The organism is Microbacterium sp. CFH 31415, assembly GCF_022538185.1.
GTDB lineage: Bacteria > Actinomycetota > Actinomycetes > Actinomycetales > Microbacteriaceae > Microbacterium.
The window spans coordinates 216376-233712 of sequence record NZ_JAKYXC010000002.1; the positions used below are offsets into that span (position 1 = coordinate 216376).

Consider the following 17337-nt stretch of genomic DNA (forward strand, 5'->3'; position numbering starts at 1 on the left):
GCTGTGGAAGGCACGGGAGAGGCGCGCGCGATCGTGCAGCGCGGGCTCTACTACGACGAGCTCGAGGTCGGCGCCCGCTATCTCCACCGGCCAGGACGCACCGCCACCGAGGCCGACAACGTGCTGTTCTCGTCGCTGACGATGAACACGCAGGCCCTCCACCTGGATGCCGCGTTCTCGGAGGGGCAGCCGTTCGGGCAGCGCCTGATGAACTCGATGTGGACGCTGTCGACCATGGTCGGCGCGTCGGTCTCCCAGATCACCCAGGGCACCCTCGTCGCCCAGCTCGGCCTCAGCGACATCGCCTTCCCCGCGCCCGTGTTCCACGGCGACACGCTCTACACCGAGACCGAGATCCTCGAGAAGCGCCCCTCGTCGTCGCGGCCCCGCCAGGGGATCGTGACGATGCGCCACACCGGACGGAACCAGCAGGGAGTCGTTGTCGCCACAGCGACGCGCACCGCGCTGATGTGGTTCGCGCCCGATGACGCGGTTCGGGATGCCGCGTCCGACGCCGGAGGAACGCCATGACCGATACCCGCTTCAGCCTCGGGCCCGCCATCCTTTTCTGCCCTGCGGATCGCCCGGAGCGGTATGCGAAGGCGCTCGAGCGCGCCGACGCGGTGATCCTCGACCTCGAGGACGCCGTCGCTGCACCTGCGAAGGCCGCTGCCCGTGGCGCCGTCATCGAGTCGGAGCTCGACCCCGACCGGGTGATCGTGCGCGTGAACCCGCCCGGGACCGACGACTTCGTCTCCGACCTGGCGACCCTGTCGCAGACCGACTATCGCCGGATCATGGTCGCGAAGGCCGAATCGCCCAAACGGCTGCAGAAGCTCGACGTCCGCTTCGAGGTCATCGCGCTCTGCGAGACGGCGAAGGGTATCGCGCAGGCCGACCGCATCGCCGCTCTGCCGAACGTCAGCGCTCTGATGTGGGGCGCCGAGGATCTCGTCGCGAGCATCGGCGGCACATCGAGCCGCAAGCCGAACGGCCGCTACCGCGACATCGCCAGGTATGCGCGCGCCCGCGTGCTGCTGGCCGCGGGAGCGCGCGGCAAGGCGGCCATCGACGCCGTGCACCTCGACATCGAGGACACCAAGCGTCTGGCCATCGACGCAGCGGATGCCGCGGCATCCGGATTCACCGCCACCGCCTGCATCCACCCGAGCCAGGTCACGATCATCCGCGACGCGTATCGCCCCGACGGGAAGACGGTGGACTGGGCGAGGGGAGTGCTCGCAGCCGCCGAGACCGAGCGCGGTGTGTTCACGTACGACGGCCGCATGGTCGACGAGCCGGTCCTCCAGCACGCGCGGGAAACCCTGCGCCGCGCGGAGTCATGAGCGAAGAGCTGACGTCGCGCATCGGGCGGGTCGCGCTGCGTGAGCTCGCGCTGCAGGGCATCGTCGACTACGCGTCCCTGGCCGAGCGCACCGAGCGTGAGCTGCTGGCGATCCACGGCGTGGGCCCGAAGGCTGTCAGGATCCTCCGCGAGGATCTCGCCGAACGGGGTCAGTCCTTCGCCGGCCCTCGCTGAGCGGCGATCTCGCGCGCGACGCGGCCGATCAGGTCGTACGGCACCTCGCGCGAGTGCGGGAAGACCACGGAGTCCTTCTCGGAGCGGTACGGCGCGATCTCATCTTCGAGCGCCGCCGTCAGCACGGGAACAGGATAGAGCCCGATGTGCTTCTTCCAGCCTGCGAAGTGCAGCGCGTAGCGGCCGCCGAGCATGACCGCGGCGATTCCGTAGCGCACCTTCTCCTCGGGCGCGCTGCCGGACTCCGCGGCGACGGCATCGACGATCAGCGTGCGGATGCGCTGCAGGCGTTCGGCGACCTCGGGCGGGAACCCGGCGATGTACTCGTCGACGGTGGCGGCGCTGGCCATGGCGCCGAGCCTAGGTGACCGACCCCACGTAGGAAAGCAGTCGCACTCGGTCGCGTTCGTAGAGCAGCTCGTGGGCGGAGCCGTTGGCCACGCGCTCGCCCTCCAGCGGCAGCGTGCCGCCGGACGCGTGGCGGATGACCTCGCGGATCAGCGCGCCGTGGGCGACGACGATGAGGGACGCCTCGGCCGGCGCCGTCGCGCGGCGATGATCCCGGACCGCCCGGCCGATCGCGGTCAGCGCACGCGCCCGCACGCTCGGCCACGGCTCGGCGCCCGGCACCTCTGCGGTGTGCCAGGGCCCCCACCGGCGCAGGAAGTCCTCCGCGTCGACGCCCTCGGCCTCGCCGTAGCTCCGCTCGCGGAGCCCGCGGTAGAGCCGCGGCGGCTCGGTGCCCAACTCGGCGGCGATGATCTCGGCGGTCTCGCGTGCACGCGCGAGATCGCTCGCGGCGACCGTGACGGGGATCGCGGGATCCCGGGCCTCCCGCAGCGCGGCAGCGGCGGCACGCGCCTGCGCGCGGCCGGTGTCGTTCAGCGGGATGTCGGTCGAGCCCTGGATGCGCCGGGTCCGGTTCCAGTCGGTCTCGCCGTGGCGGATCAGGGTGAGGACGGTCACCCGTCGAGCCTACGGGCAGTGGCCTGTCAGCCCGCTGAGGGCAGAGCGTCGGCGAGTGCGCGGAGCACCTCACTCGTTCCGGCGTCGATCTTGACGGTCGCGCGGGAGTCGGCCCGCGTCGCGCCGCGGTTCACGATGACGACGGGCAGACGTCGGCGCCGCGCACGTTCGAGCAGGCGGATGCCGGAGTTGACCACCAGCGACGAGCCCGCGATCACGAGACCCTCGCTGGCGTGGACGAGCTGCTCGGCCTCGCGGAACTTCTCGGCCGGGATGTACTCGCCGAAGAAGACCACGTCGGGTTTGAGCATCCCGCCGCAGACGGTGCACTCGGGGATGACGAAGCCGTCGGTGCGCTCGGGCAGGACGTCGCCGTCGGGACCCAGCGGCACGTTCTCCGGCACTGTGATCCATGGGTTGTCGTGCTCGACGCGGTGCGCGAGGTCGCGCCGGTCGAACACCTGACCGCAGTGCGTGCAGAACACGCGGCGCATCGTGCCGTGGAGCTCGACCACGCGCCGGCTGCCGGCACGCACGTGCAGGCCGTCCACGTTCTGCGTCACGACGCCCGTCGCGACTCCGCTCTGCTCGAGCGACGCCAGCGCGCGGTGTCCGCAGTTGGGCTCGGCCGCGGCGAAAGCCCGCCACCCGAGGTGGCTGCCCACCCAGTAGCGTCGGCGCGCGGAGTCGCTCGAGAGGAAGTGCTCCGCGGTCATCGGGGTGCGCACGGGGGCGCCCTGGCCGCGGTAGTCGGGGATGCCCGAGTCCGTCGACACCCCGGCGCCGGTGAGCACCGCGACGCGGCGACCGGCGAGGGCCGCGACGGCGCGCGACACGGCGTCGATCGCTGCGGCGTCCAGCTCGGTCACGGTGGTCACGAATCACCCCTTCGGGTCAGAGTGTAGGCCGCACGGTTTACCGGGATGTTACGCGTCGTGCGAGAGTGGACCCGTGCGGATCGAGCGGATCACGTCGGCGGACGACGAGCGACTGGCCGACTACCGCGATCTGACGGACGTGGCGCTGCGCCGCGTGCTAGAACCCGAGGGCGGGCTGTATATCGCGGAGTCGTCGAAGGTCATCGGGCGCGCGATCGCCGCGGGACACTCGCCGCGCTCGGTCCTCGTGCAGGAGAAGTGGCTCGGCGACGCCGAGCAGATCCTCGCGCCGCATCCGGACGTGCCGGTCTACGTCGCCGACGCCGTGATCGCCGAGCAGCTGACCGGCTACGCCGTCCACCGCGGAGCACTGGCGGCCATGCACCGCCCCGCGCTGCCCCCGGTCGCCGAGGTGATCGCTGACGCGCGGATCGTCGTGGTGCTGGAGGACATCGTCGACCACACCAATGTCGGCGCGATCTTCCGTGCCGCCGCGGGTCTCGGCGCCGACGCCGTCCTGGTCAGTGCACGCTGCGCGGATCCGCTCTACCGCCGCAGTGTGCGGGTGAGCATGGGGACGGTCTTCCAGGTGCCGTGGACACGGCTGCCCGAGTGGCGTGAGGCGCGGGGCATCCTGCACGCTGCCGGCTTCCACCTCGCCGCGCTCGCCCTCGCCGACACCGCCGTTCCGCTGGACGTGTTCCGGGAGCGGGTGCCGGGTCGCGTCGCGCTCATGCTGGGCGCCGAAGGCGACGGTCTGAGCCGCGCGGCGATGGCGGCCGCCGACACCGCCGTCGTCATCCCGATGGCGGGCGGCGTCGACTCCCTGAACGTCGCCGCCGCCAGCGCTGTCGCGCTGTGGGAGCTGCGAGCGCGCTGAACGCCTCGCGTCAGGCGTTCTCGCCCGGATGCTCGGTCGCGTCGCGCCCGGGAGCGAGCGTGGTCACGGGCAGCACGTCGGGGCGCTTCGCCGTGATCGTGTCGCCCGACGACTGATGGCGCAGGCGGCGCAGCACCCAGGGCACGAAGAACTCGCGCGCCCACACGAGGTCGACCGCACGGGCCTCGCGCCACGTGCGCGACGGGATCGGATCGGGCTGCATCGGCTGCAGATCGTTGGGCACGTTGAGCGCGCGCAGCACCATGCGCGCCACTTCGTGGTGTCCGAGCCGGTTGTAGTGCAGGCGGTCGTCGTCGAAGAATCGCATGTCCTGCACCTCTTTGAGCGCCCACTGGTCGGCCACGATGCAGTCGTACTTGTCGGCGATCGCACGGATGTTCTCGTTGTAGATCGCCACCCGGCCGCGGATGCCGCGGAACACCGGCGTGAAGTTCGTGTCGATGCCGGTGAAGACGACGACCGTCGCCCCGCTGCTCCCCAGGCGCACCACGGCGTCTTCGAACAGTGCGGCCACCGCGTCGGGGTCGGCCCCGGGACGGATCACGTCGTTGCCGCCCGCCGAGAACGTGACCAGGTCGGGCTTGAGGGCGACCGCGGGCTCGACCTGCTCGGCGACGATCTGGCCGATGAGGCGTCCGCGGATCGCGAGGTTGGCGTACGCGAAGTCATCGACCTGCTGCGACAGAACCTCCGCGACGCGGTCGGCCCAGCCGCGGAATCCGTTCGGCGCCGTCGGCTCGGGGTCGCCCACGCCCTCGGTGAACGAATCGCCGATCGCGACGTAGCGCCGCCACGGGTGCGGCTGCGCGTTGGGGACGTACGGAGTGCGGTTGTCGTCGCTGCGTGTCATGGTTCCTCGGTTCGTGGCCGACAGACAGGGTACCGCGTGGTGCGGACGGGGGTGGATGCTGCTGCACCGGGTGCGGTGGACGGGTGTTGTCGTCGCGCTCGGTTAAGGTTGTGACTCGTTGTGCGCGGCTGGCGGGGAGGTGCAATGGACGACGAGACGGTCCTCGACGCCACCCGCGAGGAGGCGCATCTCGGCAGCTTCGCCAAGGCGTCTGTTCCACTCGGCGGCAGAGCCGCCGATCACCTCTCGCCCACCTACCCCCAGCGCGCTCCGTGGGGAACCGCGCAGCGGCTGCGCGCCTGGCAGGCCGAGGCGCTCGATCTCTACTTCGAGCTCGACGGGCCGGACGGGCCGGGCGGCGGACCACGCGACTTCCTCGCCGCGGCCACGCCGGGCGCCGGCAAGACCACCTTCGCCCTGAGGCTCGCGAGCGAGCTGCTGCGCCGGCGCATCATCGATCGGATCGTGGTCGTCGCACCGACCGAGCATCTGAAGACGCAGTGGGCCGACGCCGCCGCGCGCGTGTCGATCCGCCTCGACCCCGCCTTCAGCAACCGCCATTTCGCGCCCGCCCGGCACTACCACGGGGTGGCCGTCACCTACGCCCAGGTGGCGGTCAAGGCATCCGTCCATCAGCGGCTGACGATGGATGCGCGCACCCTGGTGATCCTCGACGAGGTCCACCACGGCGGCGACGCCCTCAGCTGGGGCGACGCGCTGCGCGAGGCGTACAGTCGCGCCACGCGCCGGCTGCTGCTCTCGGGCACGCCGTTCCGCAGCGACACCGCGCCGATCCCGTTCGTCGAGTACCACCCCGATGAGAACGGCATCCGCGTCTCCCGCACCGACTACGCCTACGGCTACCGTCGCGCCCTCGAGGACGGCGTCGTGCGGCCCGTCATGTTCATGGTGTACGCGGGGCAGATGCGCTGGCGCACCAAGACCGGTGACGAGATGGAGGCGCAGCTCGGCCAGGACAACACGAAGGACATCACCTCACAGGCGTGGCGCACGGCGCTCTCACCCGAGGGGGAGTGGATCCAGGCCGTGCTGCGCTCCGCCGACCGGCGCCTGTCCGAGGTCCGCGAGCAGGTGCCCGATGCCGGCGGACTGGTGATCGCGACCGATCAGACCGCCGCGCGCGCCTACGCCGAGATCCTGCGCGGCATCGCCGGAGAGGACGTCACCGTCGTCCTCTCCGACGAGGCCGAGGCATCCTCGCGCATCGAGGCGTTCTCGAAGGACGACACCCGCTGGATGGTCGCCGTGCGCATGGTCTCGGAGGGCGTCGACGTGCCGCGTCTCGCCGTCGGTGTGTACGCCACGTCGGCCTCGACGCCGCTGTTCTTCGCGCAGGCCATCGGGCGCTTCGTGCGCGCACGGCGCCGCGGCGAGACAGCGAGCGTCTTCCTTCCGAACGTGCCGCAGCTGCTCGCCCTCGCCAACGAGATGGAGCGGCAGCGCGATCACGCGCTCGACCGCGACGGCGACGGCGACGAGTGGAACGCCGAAGAAGACCTGATGGACGCCGCAGAGCGCGAGGACAAGGCGTCCGACGCGCTCACCGAGGAGTTCGAGTACCAGGCGCTCGGCTCGCACGCGCACTTCGACCGCGTGCTGTTCGACGGCAAGGAGTTCGGCCAGCTCGCCGTGCCGGGAACCCCCGAGGAGGAGGAGTTCCTCGGGCTTCCCGGGCTCCTCGAGCCCGAGCACGTGCACGAGCTCCTGATGCAGCGCCAGGCTCGTCAAGGCAGGCATCGGCGCGTGCGCGAGGCGCGGGAGGCTCAAAGCCCGCCCGGCGAGTCAGAGACGACGCTGCCGCCGGCACTGCACCGATCCCTCAAGGAGCAGCGGCAGCTGCTGAACAGCCTGGTCGGGCTGTACGCCCGCCAGTCCGGCGAGCCGCACGGTCTGGTGCACGCCGAGCTGCGGCGCATCTGCGGCGGCCCGGCCGTCTCGCATGCCACGGTCGCCCAGCTGCAGTCGCGCATCGACGTGCTGCGCAAGCGCGTGCACTCCTGAGCGCCGCACCCGCCGCCTAGACTCCCGGCATGCCCGCGGAGTACTCGTTCGTCTCGCGGTGGAGTGTGCCCGCCGACGCCGACCGCGTGTGGCGCGAGACGGTCCGGTTGCTGACGACGCCTTCTGGCGATGGAGCGCCTGACCTGACCGGCCCCGGCACGACCTGGTGGCCAGGGGTCCGCTTCGAGGGCGCGCCCGCGTCTCTGGAACCCGGCGTGATCCTCTTTCTCACGGTGCGGAGCCCCCTCGGCTACCGGCTCCGCGTCCGGCTGACCGTGGACGACATCGAGCCCGGGCGCACGCTCGCGACCTCGAGCGCAGGCGATCTGCGCGGCAGGGGACGCCTGTCGGTGGAGCCGGACGGGGACGCGGCGTCCGTCGTGGTATTCCTGTGGGACGTCGTGACCGAACGTCGCTGGATGAACACGTGGGCGTGGGCGCTGCGCCCGGCGTTCGAGGGCGCACACGCGCACGTGATGAGGGCGGGGGAGCGGGGCCTTCGCGAGGAGCTCGCCGGGCGCAGCGGGTGAGGTGGTTCGGAGCCCCGAAATGCTGTCAATCCGCGGCCTCGAGGGATGCGGCGTCCGACCGGTGACTACCGTGGATGGGTCCCCTTGACCCCGGCCCGGAGGCCTTCTGTGAGTGTGCCCGCTTCCCCCACGTCCCGCGATCGACGGCGCTGGGAGCGTTACCTGGTGAACGAGCGCGCCGAAGCCCACGTGTACCGCGAACTGGCGGCTCGCCGCAGGGGCGAGGAGCGCGAGATCCTGACGGCTCTCGCCGACGCCGAGGGCCGGCACGAGGCGCACTGGCTGCGGCTGCTGGGCGGCGAGCCGGCTCGGCTGCCCCGACCTGACGTGCGCACCGTCCTGCTCGGCTGGATGGCGAAGCGGTTCGGCTCGATCTTCGTCCTCGCGCTCGCGCAGAACGCCGAAGCCCGCTCGCCGTACGATGATGAGCCGTTCGCGACGCCGGCGATGGGCGCCGACGAGAAGATCCACCACGAAGTCGTCCGGGGTCTGGCCGCACGGGGTCGCCGCCGCCTGTCCGGCACGTTCCGCGCCGCCGTTTTCGGGGCGAACGACGGGCTCGTGTCGAACCTCGCGCTCGTGATGGGCATCGGCGCCACGGGCGTCTCACCGCAGTTCGTGCTCTTCAGCGGGGTCGCCGGGCTGCTGGCCGGCGCGCTGTCGATGGGCGCGGGCGAGTTCGTGTCGGTCCGCTCCCAGCGCGAGCTGCTGCAGTCCACCCAGCCGAGCACCTTCGCCGACGGGGCGATCCCGCACCTCGACATCGATGCCAATGAGCTCGCGCTCGTCTACCGCACCCGCGGGATGGCCGAGTCCGAGGCGACCGCCCGCGCGCGACAGGCGGTCGAGGCCGCGCGCGCCCTTGGCCAGGGACGCACCCACTCCTCGTCGATCGAGGTCATCGACCACGGCGAGGTCGTCGGAAGCGCCTGGAGCGCGGCGCTGTCGAGCTTCCTGTTCTTCGCCTCGGGCGCGATCATCCCGGTGCTGCCCTGGATCTTCGGGCTGTCGGGGCTTGCCGCGATCGTCCTCGCGCTCGCTCTCGTGGGCATCGCGCTGATGTGCACGGGCGCGGCGGTGGGGCTGCTCTCCGGGGCGCCGCCGCTGCGCCGCGCGCTGCGCCAGCTCGCGATCGGCTTCGGCGCCGCGGCGGTCACCTACGCCCTCGGGCTGCTCTTCGGCGTCACACTGGGATGACGCGCGCAGGGTCCCTGCCGATTCGTTGAAGGCCAGGCGACGTGGTAATGTCATTCCTCGGTTGCGAAACCGAAAACCACCTGCGCGGGTGGCGGAATAGGTAGACGCGCTAGCTTGAGGTGCTAGTGCCCGTATAGGGCGTGGGGGTTCAAGTCCCCCCTCGCGCACAGTAGGAAGAAGGCCCCCGAAAGGGGGCCTTCTTCGTCGAGAGGATAGGTTGGTCGGCATGTCTTCTTCCGACGTGGAGCTGCCCGAAGTCGCCTCCGTCGCCCAGGATCTCATCCGCTTCGACACGACGAACCACGGCGGCGGACGCGCCGCCGGTGAGCGCGAAGCCGCCGAGTACGTCGGCGCCTATCTGGAGCGACTCGGGCTCACTCCCGAGTACTACGAGCCCATCCCGCGCCGCACGAACGTGATGGCCCGCGTTCCGGGCCGTGACCCCTCCAAGCCGGCGCTGGTCCTGCATGGCCACCTCGACGTCGTGCCGGCCATCGCAGAGGACTGGAGCGTCGACCCGTTCGAGGGCGTCGTGCGCGACGGGATGCTGTGGGGCCGCGGTGCCGTCGACATGAAGGACATGGACGCCATGATCCTTACATCGGTGGGCGACATCCTGCGTGGCGGCGAGCAGCCCGAGCGCGACCTCGTGCTGACGTTCTTCGCCGACGAGGAGAACGGCGGCGTCGAGGGCTCCGCGCTGGTGATCCAGAACAAGCCCGAGTGGTTCGACGGGGCGACCGAGGCGATCAGCGAGGTCGGCGGGTACTCGATCGCGGTCGGCGACCGCCGCGCGTACCTCCTGCAGGTGGGGGAGAAGGCACTCATCTGGATCCGCCTCGTGGCGCGCGGGCGTGCCGCCCACGGCTCGAGCTTCCACGGCGACAACGCCGTCACGAGGCTGGCAGCGGCCGTCGCCGCGCTGGGCCGCACCGAGTGGCCCGTCACGCTCACCGACACGACACGCGAGATGGCCGAGCGCCTCGGCGTCCTCACGGGTGGCTCGGGCGACGCCGACGAGATCGCCGCAGCGACGGGCGCGGCATCCGGCTTCCTCCGCTCCACCCTGCGGACCACCACCAATCCGACCGGGCTGACCGCCGGCTACAAGCACAACGTCATCCCGGATCGCGCCGAGGCGCTGATCGACGTCCGCGTGCTCCCCGGCACCGAGGACGCCGCGCTGGCCGACATCCGCCGGATCGTCGGCGACGACGTCGCAGTCGAGGTCGTGCACCAGGACATCGGACTCGAGGTGCCCTTCGCAGGCGACCTCGTCGACGCGATGGTGTCGGCGCTCGACCGCCACGACCCCGGCGTGCCCGTCATCCCCTACCTGATGGGCGGAGGCACCGACAACAAGGCGCTCGCGTATCTGGGCATCACGGGGTACGGCTTCGCCCCGCTGCGGCTTCCCGCCGACCTCGACTTCACAGGGATGTTCCACGGCGTCGACGAGCGCGTGCCCATCGACGCCCTCGAGTTCGGCCAGCGAGTGCTGACCGATCTCCTCCGCACGTACTGACAGACAGCGGATGCCGCGGCCCGGCATCCCGCATCGAAAGGCGCCCATGCTCCTCGAGGCGATCATCCTCGGTCTCGTGCAGGGACTCACCGAGTTCCTGCCCGTGTCCTCCAGCGCGCACCTGCGCATCCTGGGGGAGTTCCTTCCGTCGGCGCAGGATCCGGGTGCCGCGTTCACCGCGATCACGCAGATCGGCACCGAGGCCGCCGTCGTGCTGTTCTTCTGGCGCGACATCGTGCGGATCATCAGCCACTGGTGCCAGGCGCTGGTCGGACGTATCCCGCGCAACGACCCCGACGCGAAGATGGGCTGGCTGATCATCGTCGGCAGCATCCCCATCGTGGTGCTCGGGCTGCTGTTCCAGGACCAGATCGAGACGACGTTCCGGTCCCTGTGGCTGGTCGCCGGCATGCTCATCTTCTTCGGCGTGCTCCTCGGCATCGCCGACCATGTGGGCGCGAAGAAGCGCAAGCTCCAGGACATCACCGTCGGTCACGGCGTGATCTACGGGTTCGCGCAGTCGCTCGCGCTGATCCCGGGCGTCTCGCGGTCGGGCGGCACGATCACGGCCGGACTCTTCATGGGCTACGAGCGCTCGGCGGCGGCCCGTTACGCGTTCCTCCTGGCGATCCCCGCGGTCTTCGGCAGCGGGTTCTACCAGCTGGCCAAGAGCTGGAACGAGCCGGGCGTCTTCACCCTCGGCGAGACGGCCGTCGCCACGGTGGTCGCCTTCCTCGTCGCGCTCGGCGTGATCGCGTTCTTCATGAACTGGATCTCCAAGCACAGCTTCCTGCCGTTCGTCGTCTACCGCGTGGCCCTCGGTTCGACGCTGCTGGTGCTGCTCAGCGTGGGTGCGATCTCGGCGTAGCGGGTCAGCGACGCGGGTCGTCGCGGCCGGGCTTGGTCGGGCCGTCTCCGCCGCGACGCAGGTAGCGCTCGAACTCCTGAGCGATCGCGTCCCCGGACGCCTCGGGGGAGTCCCACGTGTCGCGCGTCCGCTCGAGCTGGCGGATGTACTCGGTCATCTCCTCGTCGTCGGCCGCAGCCGCGTCGATGGACGCCTCCCACGCCGCCGCCTCGGTCGCGAGGTCGCCTCGGGGCACGGTGGCGCCGGTGAGGTCCTCGAGCCGGTCGAGCAGCGCGAGCGTCGCCTTGGGCGAGGGCGTGTGACCCGCGACGTAATGCGGCACGCTGGCCCACAGGCTCGCCGCCGGGATGCCGGCGGCATCGGCCGCGTGGCCGAGCACGCTCAGGATGCCGACCGGACCCTCGTACGTGCTCCGCTCGAGCTCGAGCGACGTGCGCAGCGCGTCGTTGTCGCTGCCGGCGAAGACCGAGATGGGGCGGGTGTGCGGCACGTCCGACATCATCGACCCCATCGAAAGGAAGCCCGTGATGTCCTCGCGGAGTGCGATGTCGATGAACTCGGACGCGAACGCCTGCCAGGCGCGTGCCGGCTCCACTCCGGTCAGGAGCCAGAGCTGAGTGCCGCCGCGCGTCGTGCGGGTGGGACGGAGGAGGGATGCTTCGGGCCACCGCAGCACGCGCTTGCCGTCCGCGTCGGCGGCGATCTGCGGACGGGTGTACTGGTAGTCGAAGTACAGCTCGGGGTCGACCGAGAACACGGTCTCGTACGTCCCGCCCTCGCGCAGCTGCGTGACGGCGGACGACGCGGCCTCTCCGGCATCGTTCCACCCGTCGAACGCGGCGACGAGCACCCGGCGTCCCAGTCCGTCCACGAGACCTCCTCCACCCGCGATGCGGGTCCTTCCAGGATAGGCCCGGCACACTGCCTGTGGTCGGTGGCACGCGCGCCGGGGGTACCCCCGCCCAGCCCCTGAGCCACGTTCGGCGGGGCGGCCGCGGGCCGCTGGGTAGCATGGAGCGGTGAGCGCACCGTCCTTGTCCGCCGTCCTGTGGGACATGGACGGAACCCTCGTCGACACCGAGCCCTACTGGATGGCGGCCGAGACGCCGCTCGTCGAGCGCTTCGGCGGAACCTGGTCGCACGAGCAGGCACTGGCACTCGTCGGCCTGGGACTCGAGGACTCGGCCCGGATCTTCCAGAGCGCCGGCGTGCGCATGAGCGTCGACGCCATCATCGATCACCTCACCGACGACGTGATGCGCCAGCTCGGCGAGACGGGCGTGCCCTTCCGCCCCGGCGCGAGGGAGCTGCTCGCGAGCTTGCGCGCCGCGGGCATCAAGACGGCGCTCGTGACGATGTCGATGCGGCGCATGGCGCGCACCGTCGTCGACCTGATCGACTTCGAGGCGTTCGACGTGGTGATCGCGGGTGACGACTCGACCCGGCCGAAGCCGTTCCCCGACCCGTATCTGCAGGCGTGCGAGGCGCTCGGCGTCACGCCCGACGAGGTGGTCGCGATCGAAGACTCGCCGAACGGTCTGCGATCTGCCGTCGCGTCCGGCGCCGCCACCATCGGCGTGCCGCTCATGGTCTCGATCGCGGGGGCGGGCGCGCACGCCGTGTGGCCGACCCTCGAAGGGCGCACCGCCCAGGACGTCGCATCCTTCCATGCCGAACACCGCGCCAAGGAGGCCGCCAAGTGACCGAACGACCCCGTGGCCCCTTCCGCTTCGGCGACCGCGTGCAGCTCACCGGGCCCAAGGGTCGACTGCATACGATCACGCTGCGCGAGAAGGGCGAGCTGCACACGCACCACGGCGTGCTCAAGCACGAGCAGCTCGTCGGCCAGCCCGACGGGTCCGTCGTCGCCAACAGCAGCGGGCACGAGTACCTCGCACTCCGGCCGCTCCTGCGCGACTTCGTGATGTCGATGCCGCGCGGCGCGGCGATCGTCTACCCGAAAGACGCCGCGCAGATCATCGCCGAGGCCGACGTGTTCCCCGGCGCGGTGGTCGTCGAGGCCGGGGTCGGCTCGGGCGCGCTCTCGCTCTGGCTCCTGCGCGCCATGGGCTCCGAGGGCCGGCTCATCTCGTTCGAGCGCCGACCCGAATTCGCCGAGGTCGCTCAGGCCAACGTCGAGACCTACCTCGGCGAGACCCCTGAGAACTGGAGCGTCGTCGTGGGCGATCTGGTCGAGGCGCTTCCGGATGCCGTCGCCCCGGCATCCGTCGATCGGGTCGTGCTCGACATGCTCGCCCCGTGGGAGTGCATCGACGTGGTCGCCGACGCCCTCACGCCGGGCGGCGTCGTGCTCTGCTACATCGCCACGGCGACCCAGCTGAGCCGCGTGGCCGAGTATCTCCGCAACACCGGGCTGTTCACCGAGCCCGAGGCCAGCGAGACCATGGTGCGCGGGTGGCACGTCGAGGGACTCGCGGTGCGGCCCGACCACCGCATGGTGGCGCACACCGGATTCCTGCTCTGGGCGCGCCGTCTCGCTCCGGGCGCGATTCCGCCCGAGGTCAAGCGCCGCGCCTCGAAGACCAGCTACGGCGACGAGGACGTCGAGCTGTGGACGCCGGGCGCGGTAGGCGACCGCCAGATCACCGACAAGAACCTCCGCAAGCGGGTCCGGGAAGCGCAGCGTGCGGCGGAGGGCGCGCGCCACGCGGCCGAGCAGAGCGACGCTCCCGACGCGGTGTAGGCGCACAGCGCACATCCGGATGCCGCCTAGACTGTTGCGGTGCGTAAGATCCCCGCTGCCCTCGCGATCCTCGGACTCGCGACCGTCGGCCTGGCCGGCTGCTCGCTGCCCGGAAGCTCCGACTGCTCCGAGTCCGTCTCCGACGCCGAACTGCTCGACGTCGTCGAGGTGAGCGGAGAGGTCGGCAGCGCGCCCGACGTCGAGCTCTACACTCCGTTCCACGTCACGGAGGGGTCGTCGGCGACGCTGGAGCAGGGAACAGGCGGGGCGGTCATCACGCGTGACGACCAGCTCGTCGTCATCGACTTCACGCTCGTATCGGGCGACACCGGCGAGACGCTCGTCGCCAGCCCGTACTCCGAGGAACAGTCGAACGTGCTCGGCCTGCCGCAGATCGTTCAGACGTTCCCGACGTGGGGTGACGCGCTCCAGTGCGCCTCAGCGGGCTCGCGGGTCGTCGTGTCGCTGGCGCCGGAAGACATCGAGGCCGAGGCCGCCGCGAGCATCGGCCTGGCCGAGGGCGACTCCGCCGTCGCCGTCATCGACGTGCACAAGGTCTATCTGGGTGCTGCCGACGGAGCTGACCAGTTCAACAGCGGAACCGGCATGCCCACCGTCGTGCGCACGCCGGACGGACGTCCGGGCCTCATCATCCCCGAGGGCGAGGCCCCGGACGACGTCGTCGTCCAGACCCTCAAGAAGGGCGACGGCGAGGTCGTCACGGCCGACGCGCCGGTCCGTGCGCACATCCTCGGCGTGCCGTGGGGAGAGACCGAAGCGGTCACGAACACGTGGGACTCGCAGCCCCAGTCGGTCCCGCTCGACAGCGACCCGGTGCTCGCAGAGGCGCTCGTCGGCCAGACCATCGGCTCCCAGGTGCTGGTGGTCGTGCCGGCCGAGCAGGGCGGCACCGAGAAGCCGACCGTCTTCGTGTTCGACCTCCTCGGCGTCGACCCCGGCACCACGCAGTAAGTCGACACCGTCTCCGCGCGACCAGTGGTCGCCGGACCGCCGACGAGCCGGCCGCACCGACCCTAGGATGATGGGGTGCCTGCGAACGCCCCTGCCAAGTCCCCGCCTGAGGAGAGACTCGTCAACCTGGTCGTCGCCCTCATGGCCACCGACCAGGGACTGACGAAGGACACCATCCTGTCCTCCGTCGCCGGCTACCGCGAGCAGAGCGAGTCAGGCGCGTCGAAGGACGCCCTCGAGAAGATGTTCGAGCGCGACAAGGAGAGCCTGCGCGGCCTGGGTGTGCCCATCGAGACGATCGGCGACTGGGCCGATCCCGACGACCTCCGCGAAGCCCGCTACCGCGTTCCCACGACCGAGTACGCGCTCCCCGAAGACATCGAGTTCACTCCTGCCGAACTCGCCCTGCTCAATCTCGCGGGCGGTGTGTGGAGCGAGAGCTCCATGTCGGACGATGCCCGCAGCGGGCTCCGCAAGATTCGTGCGCTGGGCATCCCCGTCGACGAGCCGATCATCGGCTACTCACCCCGCATCAGTCTGCGCGAGCCGTCGTTCCCCGATCTCCAGCGGGCGATCGAGCAGAGTCGTGTGGTGCGGTTCCCGTACCTGAAGCCCGGCGAGGCGGCGCCGCGCACGCGTCGCGTGCAGCCGCTCGCCCTCGTCGAGTACGAAGCGCGCTGGCACGTGTTCGGCATCGACCTCGATGTGCGGGCCGACCGCACCTTCCTGCTGTCGCGGATCGTCGGACCGGTGGCGACCACGCGTGAGACGTTCGACGCCGCTCTGCGCGACGGCGCGGGCGAGCGCGCCCTGCGCGGGCTCGAAGAGGTGGCCGCGCGCAGCACGTCGCTGCTCGAGGTCAACCCCGGCACCGAGGCCGCCCTGCGGCTGGCGCGTCGCGCGCGCCCTGCCGAGCAGGGCATCCGCGTGCCATACGTCGACGTCCACATCTTCGCCGATGAGCTGGCGTCCTACGGCCCCGAGGTGCGGGTCGTCGAGCCGGCGGAGCTGCGCGATCAGGTGATCGAGCGTCTCGCCGCCGCCCGCGACGTGAACGGAGCATCCGCATGACCGCCCGCCGCTCGCTGGTCGCGACGGATCGCGCCGCGTTGATGCTTCAGCTCGTCCCGTATCTGATCGGCAAGGGCGAGGTTTCGGTGGCAGAGGCGGCCGACGAGTTCGACGTCACCCCCGATCAGATGCGCTCGATGGTGGAGAAGCTCACCGTGATCGGGCTGCCCGGCGACGGCGGCTACTGGCAGATGGCGAACGACCTGTTCGACATCGACTGGGATCTGCTCGATCAGCGCGATCTCATCGTGATCACCAACTCGGTCGGCCTGGAGAGGTCGCCAAAGCTGACCGCACGTGAGGCCGCGGCGCTGCTGGCGGGACTCCAGCTCGCGCGCACGATCCCCGGCGTCGGCGACACCGATCTGTTCTCGGGCCTCCTGGCGAAGCTCGCGCGGGGAGCTTCGAGCGCTCCGGCCGAGGTCATCGTCGCCCCCGGCCCGGTCGACACCGTCCGCGACCTCGTCGCGACCGCACTCCGCCGGGGCGTGGCCGTGTCGTTCACCTACAAGGCTCCGGATGCCGCGCCCACGACCCGCACGGTCGACCCGGTCAAGGTGCACATCGCCGACGGCCAGTGGTACCTGCAGGGGTGGTGCCACCTCCGTGAGGCGATGCGCACGTTCCACCTCGACCGGGTGAGCGAGCTCGAGCTCACGGAGATCCCGATCACTCACGCCGGAGAGCCCGCCCGCGGCTGGTTCGAGTCGGGCGAAGGCGACATGGTGGTGCGCATCCGGTTCGACGAGTCGGTCGGCCCCCTGCTCGGCGATTACCTGGACCGCGCATCGCTCGAGACCGTCGACGGCGTGACCGTCGCGACCATGCACGTCGCCGACGAGTACAGCCTGAGACGCCTCGTCGCAAAGCGCGGCGGCGACGTGGAGGTCCTCGAACCGCCCGCCGCGAGGCAGGCGGCAGCCGAGTGGGCCGATGCAGGCCTGAGCCAGTACCGCTGACCGCTCGCCCGGTACTTTCTGCGCTGCGCACTTCGCCGCCCGACCGCGGGTTACACTGAGTCCGGACCCGCCGAAAGGAATTCGACATGCTGCAAGGCCTCACGGGGTGGCACTTCCTGATCATCCTCGCTGTGATCCTGCTGCTGTTCGGCGCGGCGAAGCTGCCAGCGCTGGCCAAGAGCATGGGTCAGTCCGCTCGCGTCTTCAAGGGTGAGATGAAGGCGATGAAGGACGAAGACTCGTCCAAGACCGACGCAGAGTCGGCCACCGCCGCCTCGACCGAGGCTCCGTCGACGGAGATCCGGACGGACGCTGGCGGCACCGCCGATTCCAAGCCCTGACGCCGTCGTGGCA

At 70.9% G+C, this 17337-nt stretch carries 20 protein-coding genes and 1 tRNA gene; 16 read left to right on the forward strand and 5 right to left on the reverse strand.

Annotation, left to right across the window (positions count from 1 at the left end):
- The first annotated feature begins 3 nt into the window (after positions 1-3).
- Genes MK786_RS01935 through MK786_RS01945 form a run of 3 tightly spaced genes read left to right on the forward strand, consistent with a single transcriptional unit; the run spans position 4 to position 1540 of the window.
- Complete coding sequence (locus MK786_RS01935) at positions 4-531, forward strand: MaoC family dehydratase (protein ID WP_241110568.1); 528 nt, start codon at positions 4-6, stop codon at positions 529-531.
- The gene (locus MK786_RS01940) at positions 528-1346 is read left to right on the forward strand and encodes a CoA ester lyase (protein WP_241110569.1); all 819 of its coding nucleotides are present in this window, start codon (positions 528-530) and stop codon (positions 1344-1346) included. Before MK786_RS01935 ends, MK786_RS01940 begins: the two co-directional genes overlap by 4 nt.
- Positions 1343-1540 carry a hypothetical protein gene (locus MK786_RS01945; protein WP_241110570.1) on the forward strand — a complete coding sequence of 66 codons (198 nt, stop codon included), beginning with the start codon at positions 1343-1345 and terminating at the stop codon, positions 1538-1540. Before MK786_RS01940 ends, MK786_RS01945 begins: the two co-directional genes overlap by 4 nt.
- Here the strand turns inward: MK786_RS01945 and MK786_RS01950 are convergent.
- The 3 genes from MK786_RS01950 to MK786_RS01960 are packed head-to-tail and all read right to left on the reverse strand — an operon-like array spanning position 1516 to position 3384.
- A complete protein-coding gene (locus tag MK786_RS01950) occupies positions 1516-1890 on the reverse strand; it encodes a hypothetical protein (protein ID WP_241110571.1) in 375 nt (124 codons plus the stop codon). The two genes, MK786_RS01945 and MK786_RS01950, sit on opposite strands and share 25 nt — an antisense overlap.
- A 10-nt stretch (positions 1891-1900) precedes the next feature.
- Entirely contained in the window at positions 1901-2506 is a 606-nt protein-coding gene (locus tag MK786_RS01955) for a histidine phosphatase family protein (protein ID WP_241110572.1), read from the reverse strand.
- Positions 2507-2532: 26 nt separating this feature from the next.
- Positions 2533-3384 carry a Sir2 family NAD-dependent protein deacetylase gene (locus MK786_RS01960; protein ID WP_374200398.1) on the reverse strand — a complete coding sequence of 284 codons (852 nt, stop codon included), beginning with the start codon at positions 3382-3384 and terminating at the stop codon, positions 2533-2535.
- A gap of 73 nt (positions 3385-3457) precedes the next feature.
- Between MK786_RS01960 and MK786_RS01965 the strand changes: the two genes are divergently transcribed.
- The gene (locus MK786_RS01965) at positions 3458-4264 is read left to right on the forward strand and encodes an RNA methyltransferase (RefSeq protein ID WP_241110573.1); all 807 of its coding nucleotides are present in this window, start codon (positions 3458-3460) and stop codon (positions 4262-4264) included.
- A 10-nt stretch (positions 4265-4274) separates the two neighbouring features.
- Here the strand turns inward: MK786_RS01965 and MK786_RS01970 are convergent, their stop codons facing one another.
- On the reverse strand, positions 4275-5135 hold the full coding sequence (locus MK786_RS01970; protein ID WP_241110574.1) for an SGNH/GDSL hydrolase family protein: 861 nt from the start codon (positions 5133-5135) through the stop codon (positions 4275-4277).
- A gap of 144 nt (positions 5136-5279) precedes the next feature.
- Between MK786_RS01970 and MK786_RS01975 the strand changes: the two genes are divergently transcribed.
- The 6 genes from MK786_RS01975 (at position 5280) to MK786_RS02000 (ending at position 11277) form a co-directional block, all read left to right on the forward strand.
- Positions 5280-7157, forward strand: coding sequence for a DEAD/DEAH box helicase (locus MK786_RS01975; RefSeq protein WP_241110575.1), 1878 nt, complete (start codon positions 5280-5282; stop codon positions 7155-7157).
- A 29-nt stretch (positions 7158-7186) separates the two neighbouring features.
- Positions 7187-7687: a hypothetical protein gene (locus MK786_RS01980; RefSeq protein WP_241110576.1), complete on the forward strand. Its 501-nt coding sequence runs from the start codon at positions 7187-7189 to the stop codon at positions 7685-7687.
- A 108-nt stretch (positions 7688-7795) separates the two neighbouring features.
- Positions 7796-8884, forward strand: coding sequence for a VIT1/CCC1 family protein (locus MK786_RS01985; RefSeq protein WP_241110577.1), 1089 nt, complete (start codon positions 7796-7798; stop codon positions 8882-8884).
- 82 nt (positions 8885-8966) lie between these two features.
- Positions 8967-9051: transfer RNA gene (locus MK786_RS01990), tRNA-Leu, on the forward strand.
- 59 nt (positions 9052-9110) lie between these two features.
- Positions 9111-10409 (forward strand): M20/M25/M40 family metallo-hydrolase, encoded by a 1299-nt coding sequence (locus tag MK786_RS01995; protein ID WP_241110578.1) that lies wholly within the window; start codon positions 9111-9113, stop codon positions 10407-10409.
- Between the two features lie 46 nt (positions 10410-10455).
- Positions 10456-11277, forward strand: coding sequence for an undecaprenyl-diphosphate phosphatase (locus MK786_RS02000; protein WP_241110579.1), 822 nt, complete (start codon positions 10456-10458; stop codon positions 11275-11277).
- A 4-nt stretch (positions 11278-11281) separates the two neighbouring features.
- Here MK786_RS02000 and MK786_RS02005 read toward each other — a convergent pair whose 3' ends face one another.
- Positions 11282-12148 (reverse strand): PAC2 family protein, encoded by an 867-nt coding sequence (locus MK786_RS02005; protein ID WP_241110580.1) that lies wholly within the window; start codon positions 12146-12148, stop codon positions 11282-11284.
- A gap of 148 nt (positions 12149-12296) precedes the next feature.
- Here MK786_RS02005 and MK786_RS02010 point away from each other — a divergent pair, with 148 nt between their 5' ends.
- The 6 genes from MK786_RS02010 to tatA all read left to right on the forward strand — a co-directional run bounded on the left by MK786_RS02010 (position 12297) and on the right by tatA (position 17324).
- Entirely contained in the window at positions 12297-12980 is a 684-nt protein-coding gene (locus MK786_RS02010) for an HAD family phosphatase (protein ID WP_241110581.1), read from the forward strand.
- A complete protein-coding gene (locus MK786_RS02015) occupies positions 12977-13981 on the forward strand; it encodes a tRNA (adenine-N1)-methyltransferase (protein WP_241110582.1) in 1005 nt (334 codons plus the stop codon). The genes MK786_RS02010 and MK786_RS02015 overlap by 4 nt, the downstream gene beginning before the upstream one ends.
- A 39-nt stretch (positions 13982-14020) precedes the next feature.
- Entirely contained in the window at positions 14021-14953 is a 933-nt protein-coding gene (locus MK786_RS02020; RefSeq protein ID WP_241110583.1) for an FKBP-type peptidyl-prolyl cis-trans isomerase, read from the forward strand.
- A 75-nt stretch (positions 14954-15028) separates the two neighbouring features.
- Positions 15029-16024, forward strand: a complete 996-nt coding sequence (locus tag MK786_RS02025; RefSeq protein ID WP_241110584.1) for a YafY family protein — start codon at positions 15029-15031, stop codon at positions 16022-16024.
- Complete coding sequence (locus MK786_RS02030) at positions 16021-16983, forward strand: YafY family protein (RefSeq protein ID WP_241110585.1); 963 nt, start codon at positions 16021-16023, stop codon at positions 16981-16983. Before MK786_RS02025 ends, MK786_RS02030 begins: the two co-directional genes overlap by 4 nt.
- A gap of 86 nt (positions 16984-17069) precedes the next feature.
- Positions 17070-17324, forward strand: coding sequence for a Sec-independent protein translocase subunit TatA (gene tatA, locus MK786_RS02035; RefSeq protein WP_191766520.1), 255 nt, complete (start codon positions 17070-17072; stop codon positions 17322-17324).
- Positions 17325-17337 lie beyond the last annotated feature (13 nt).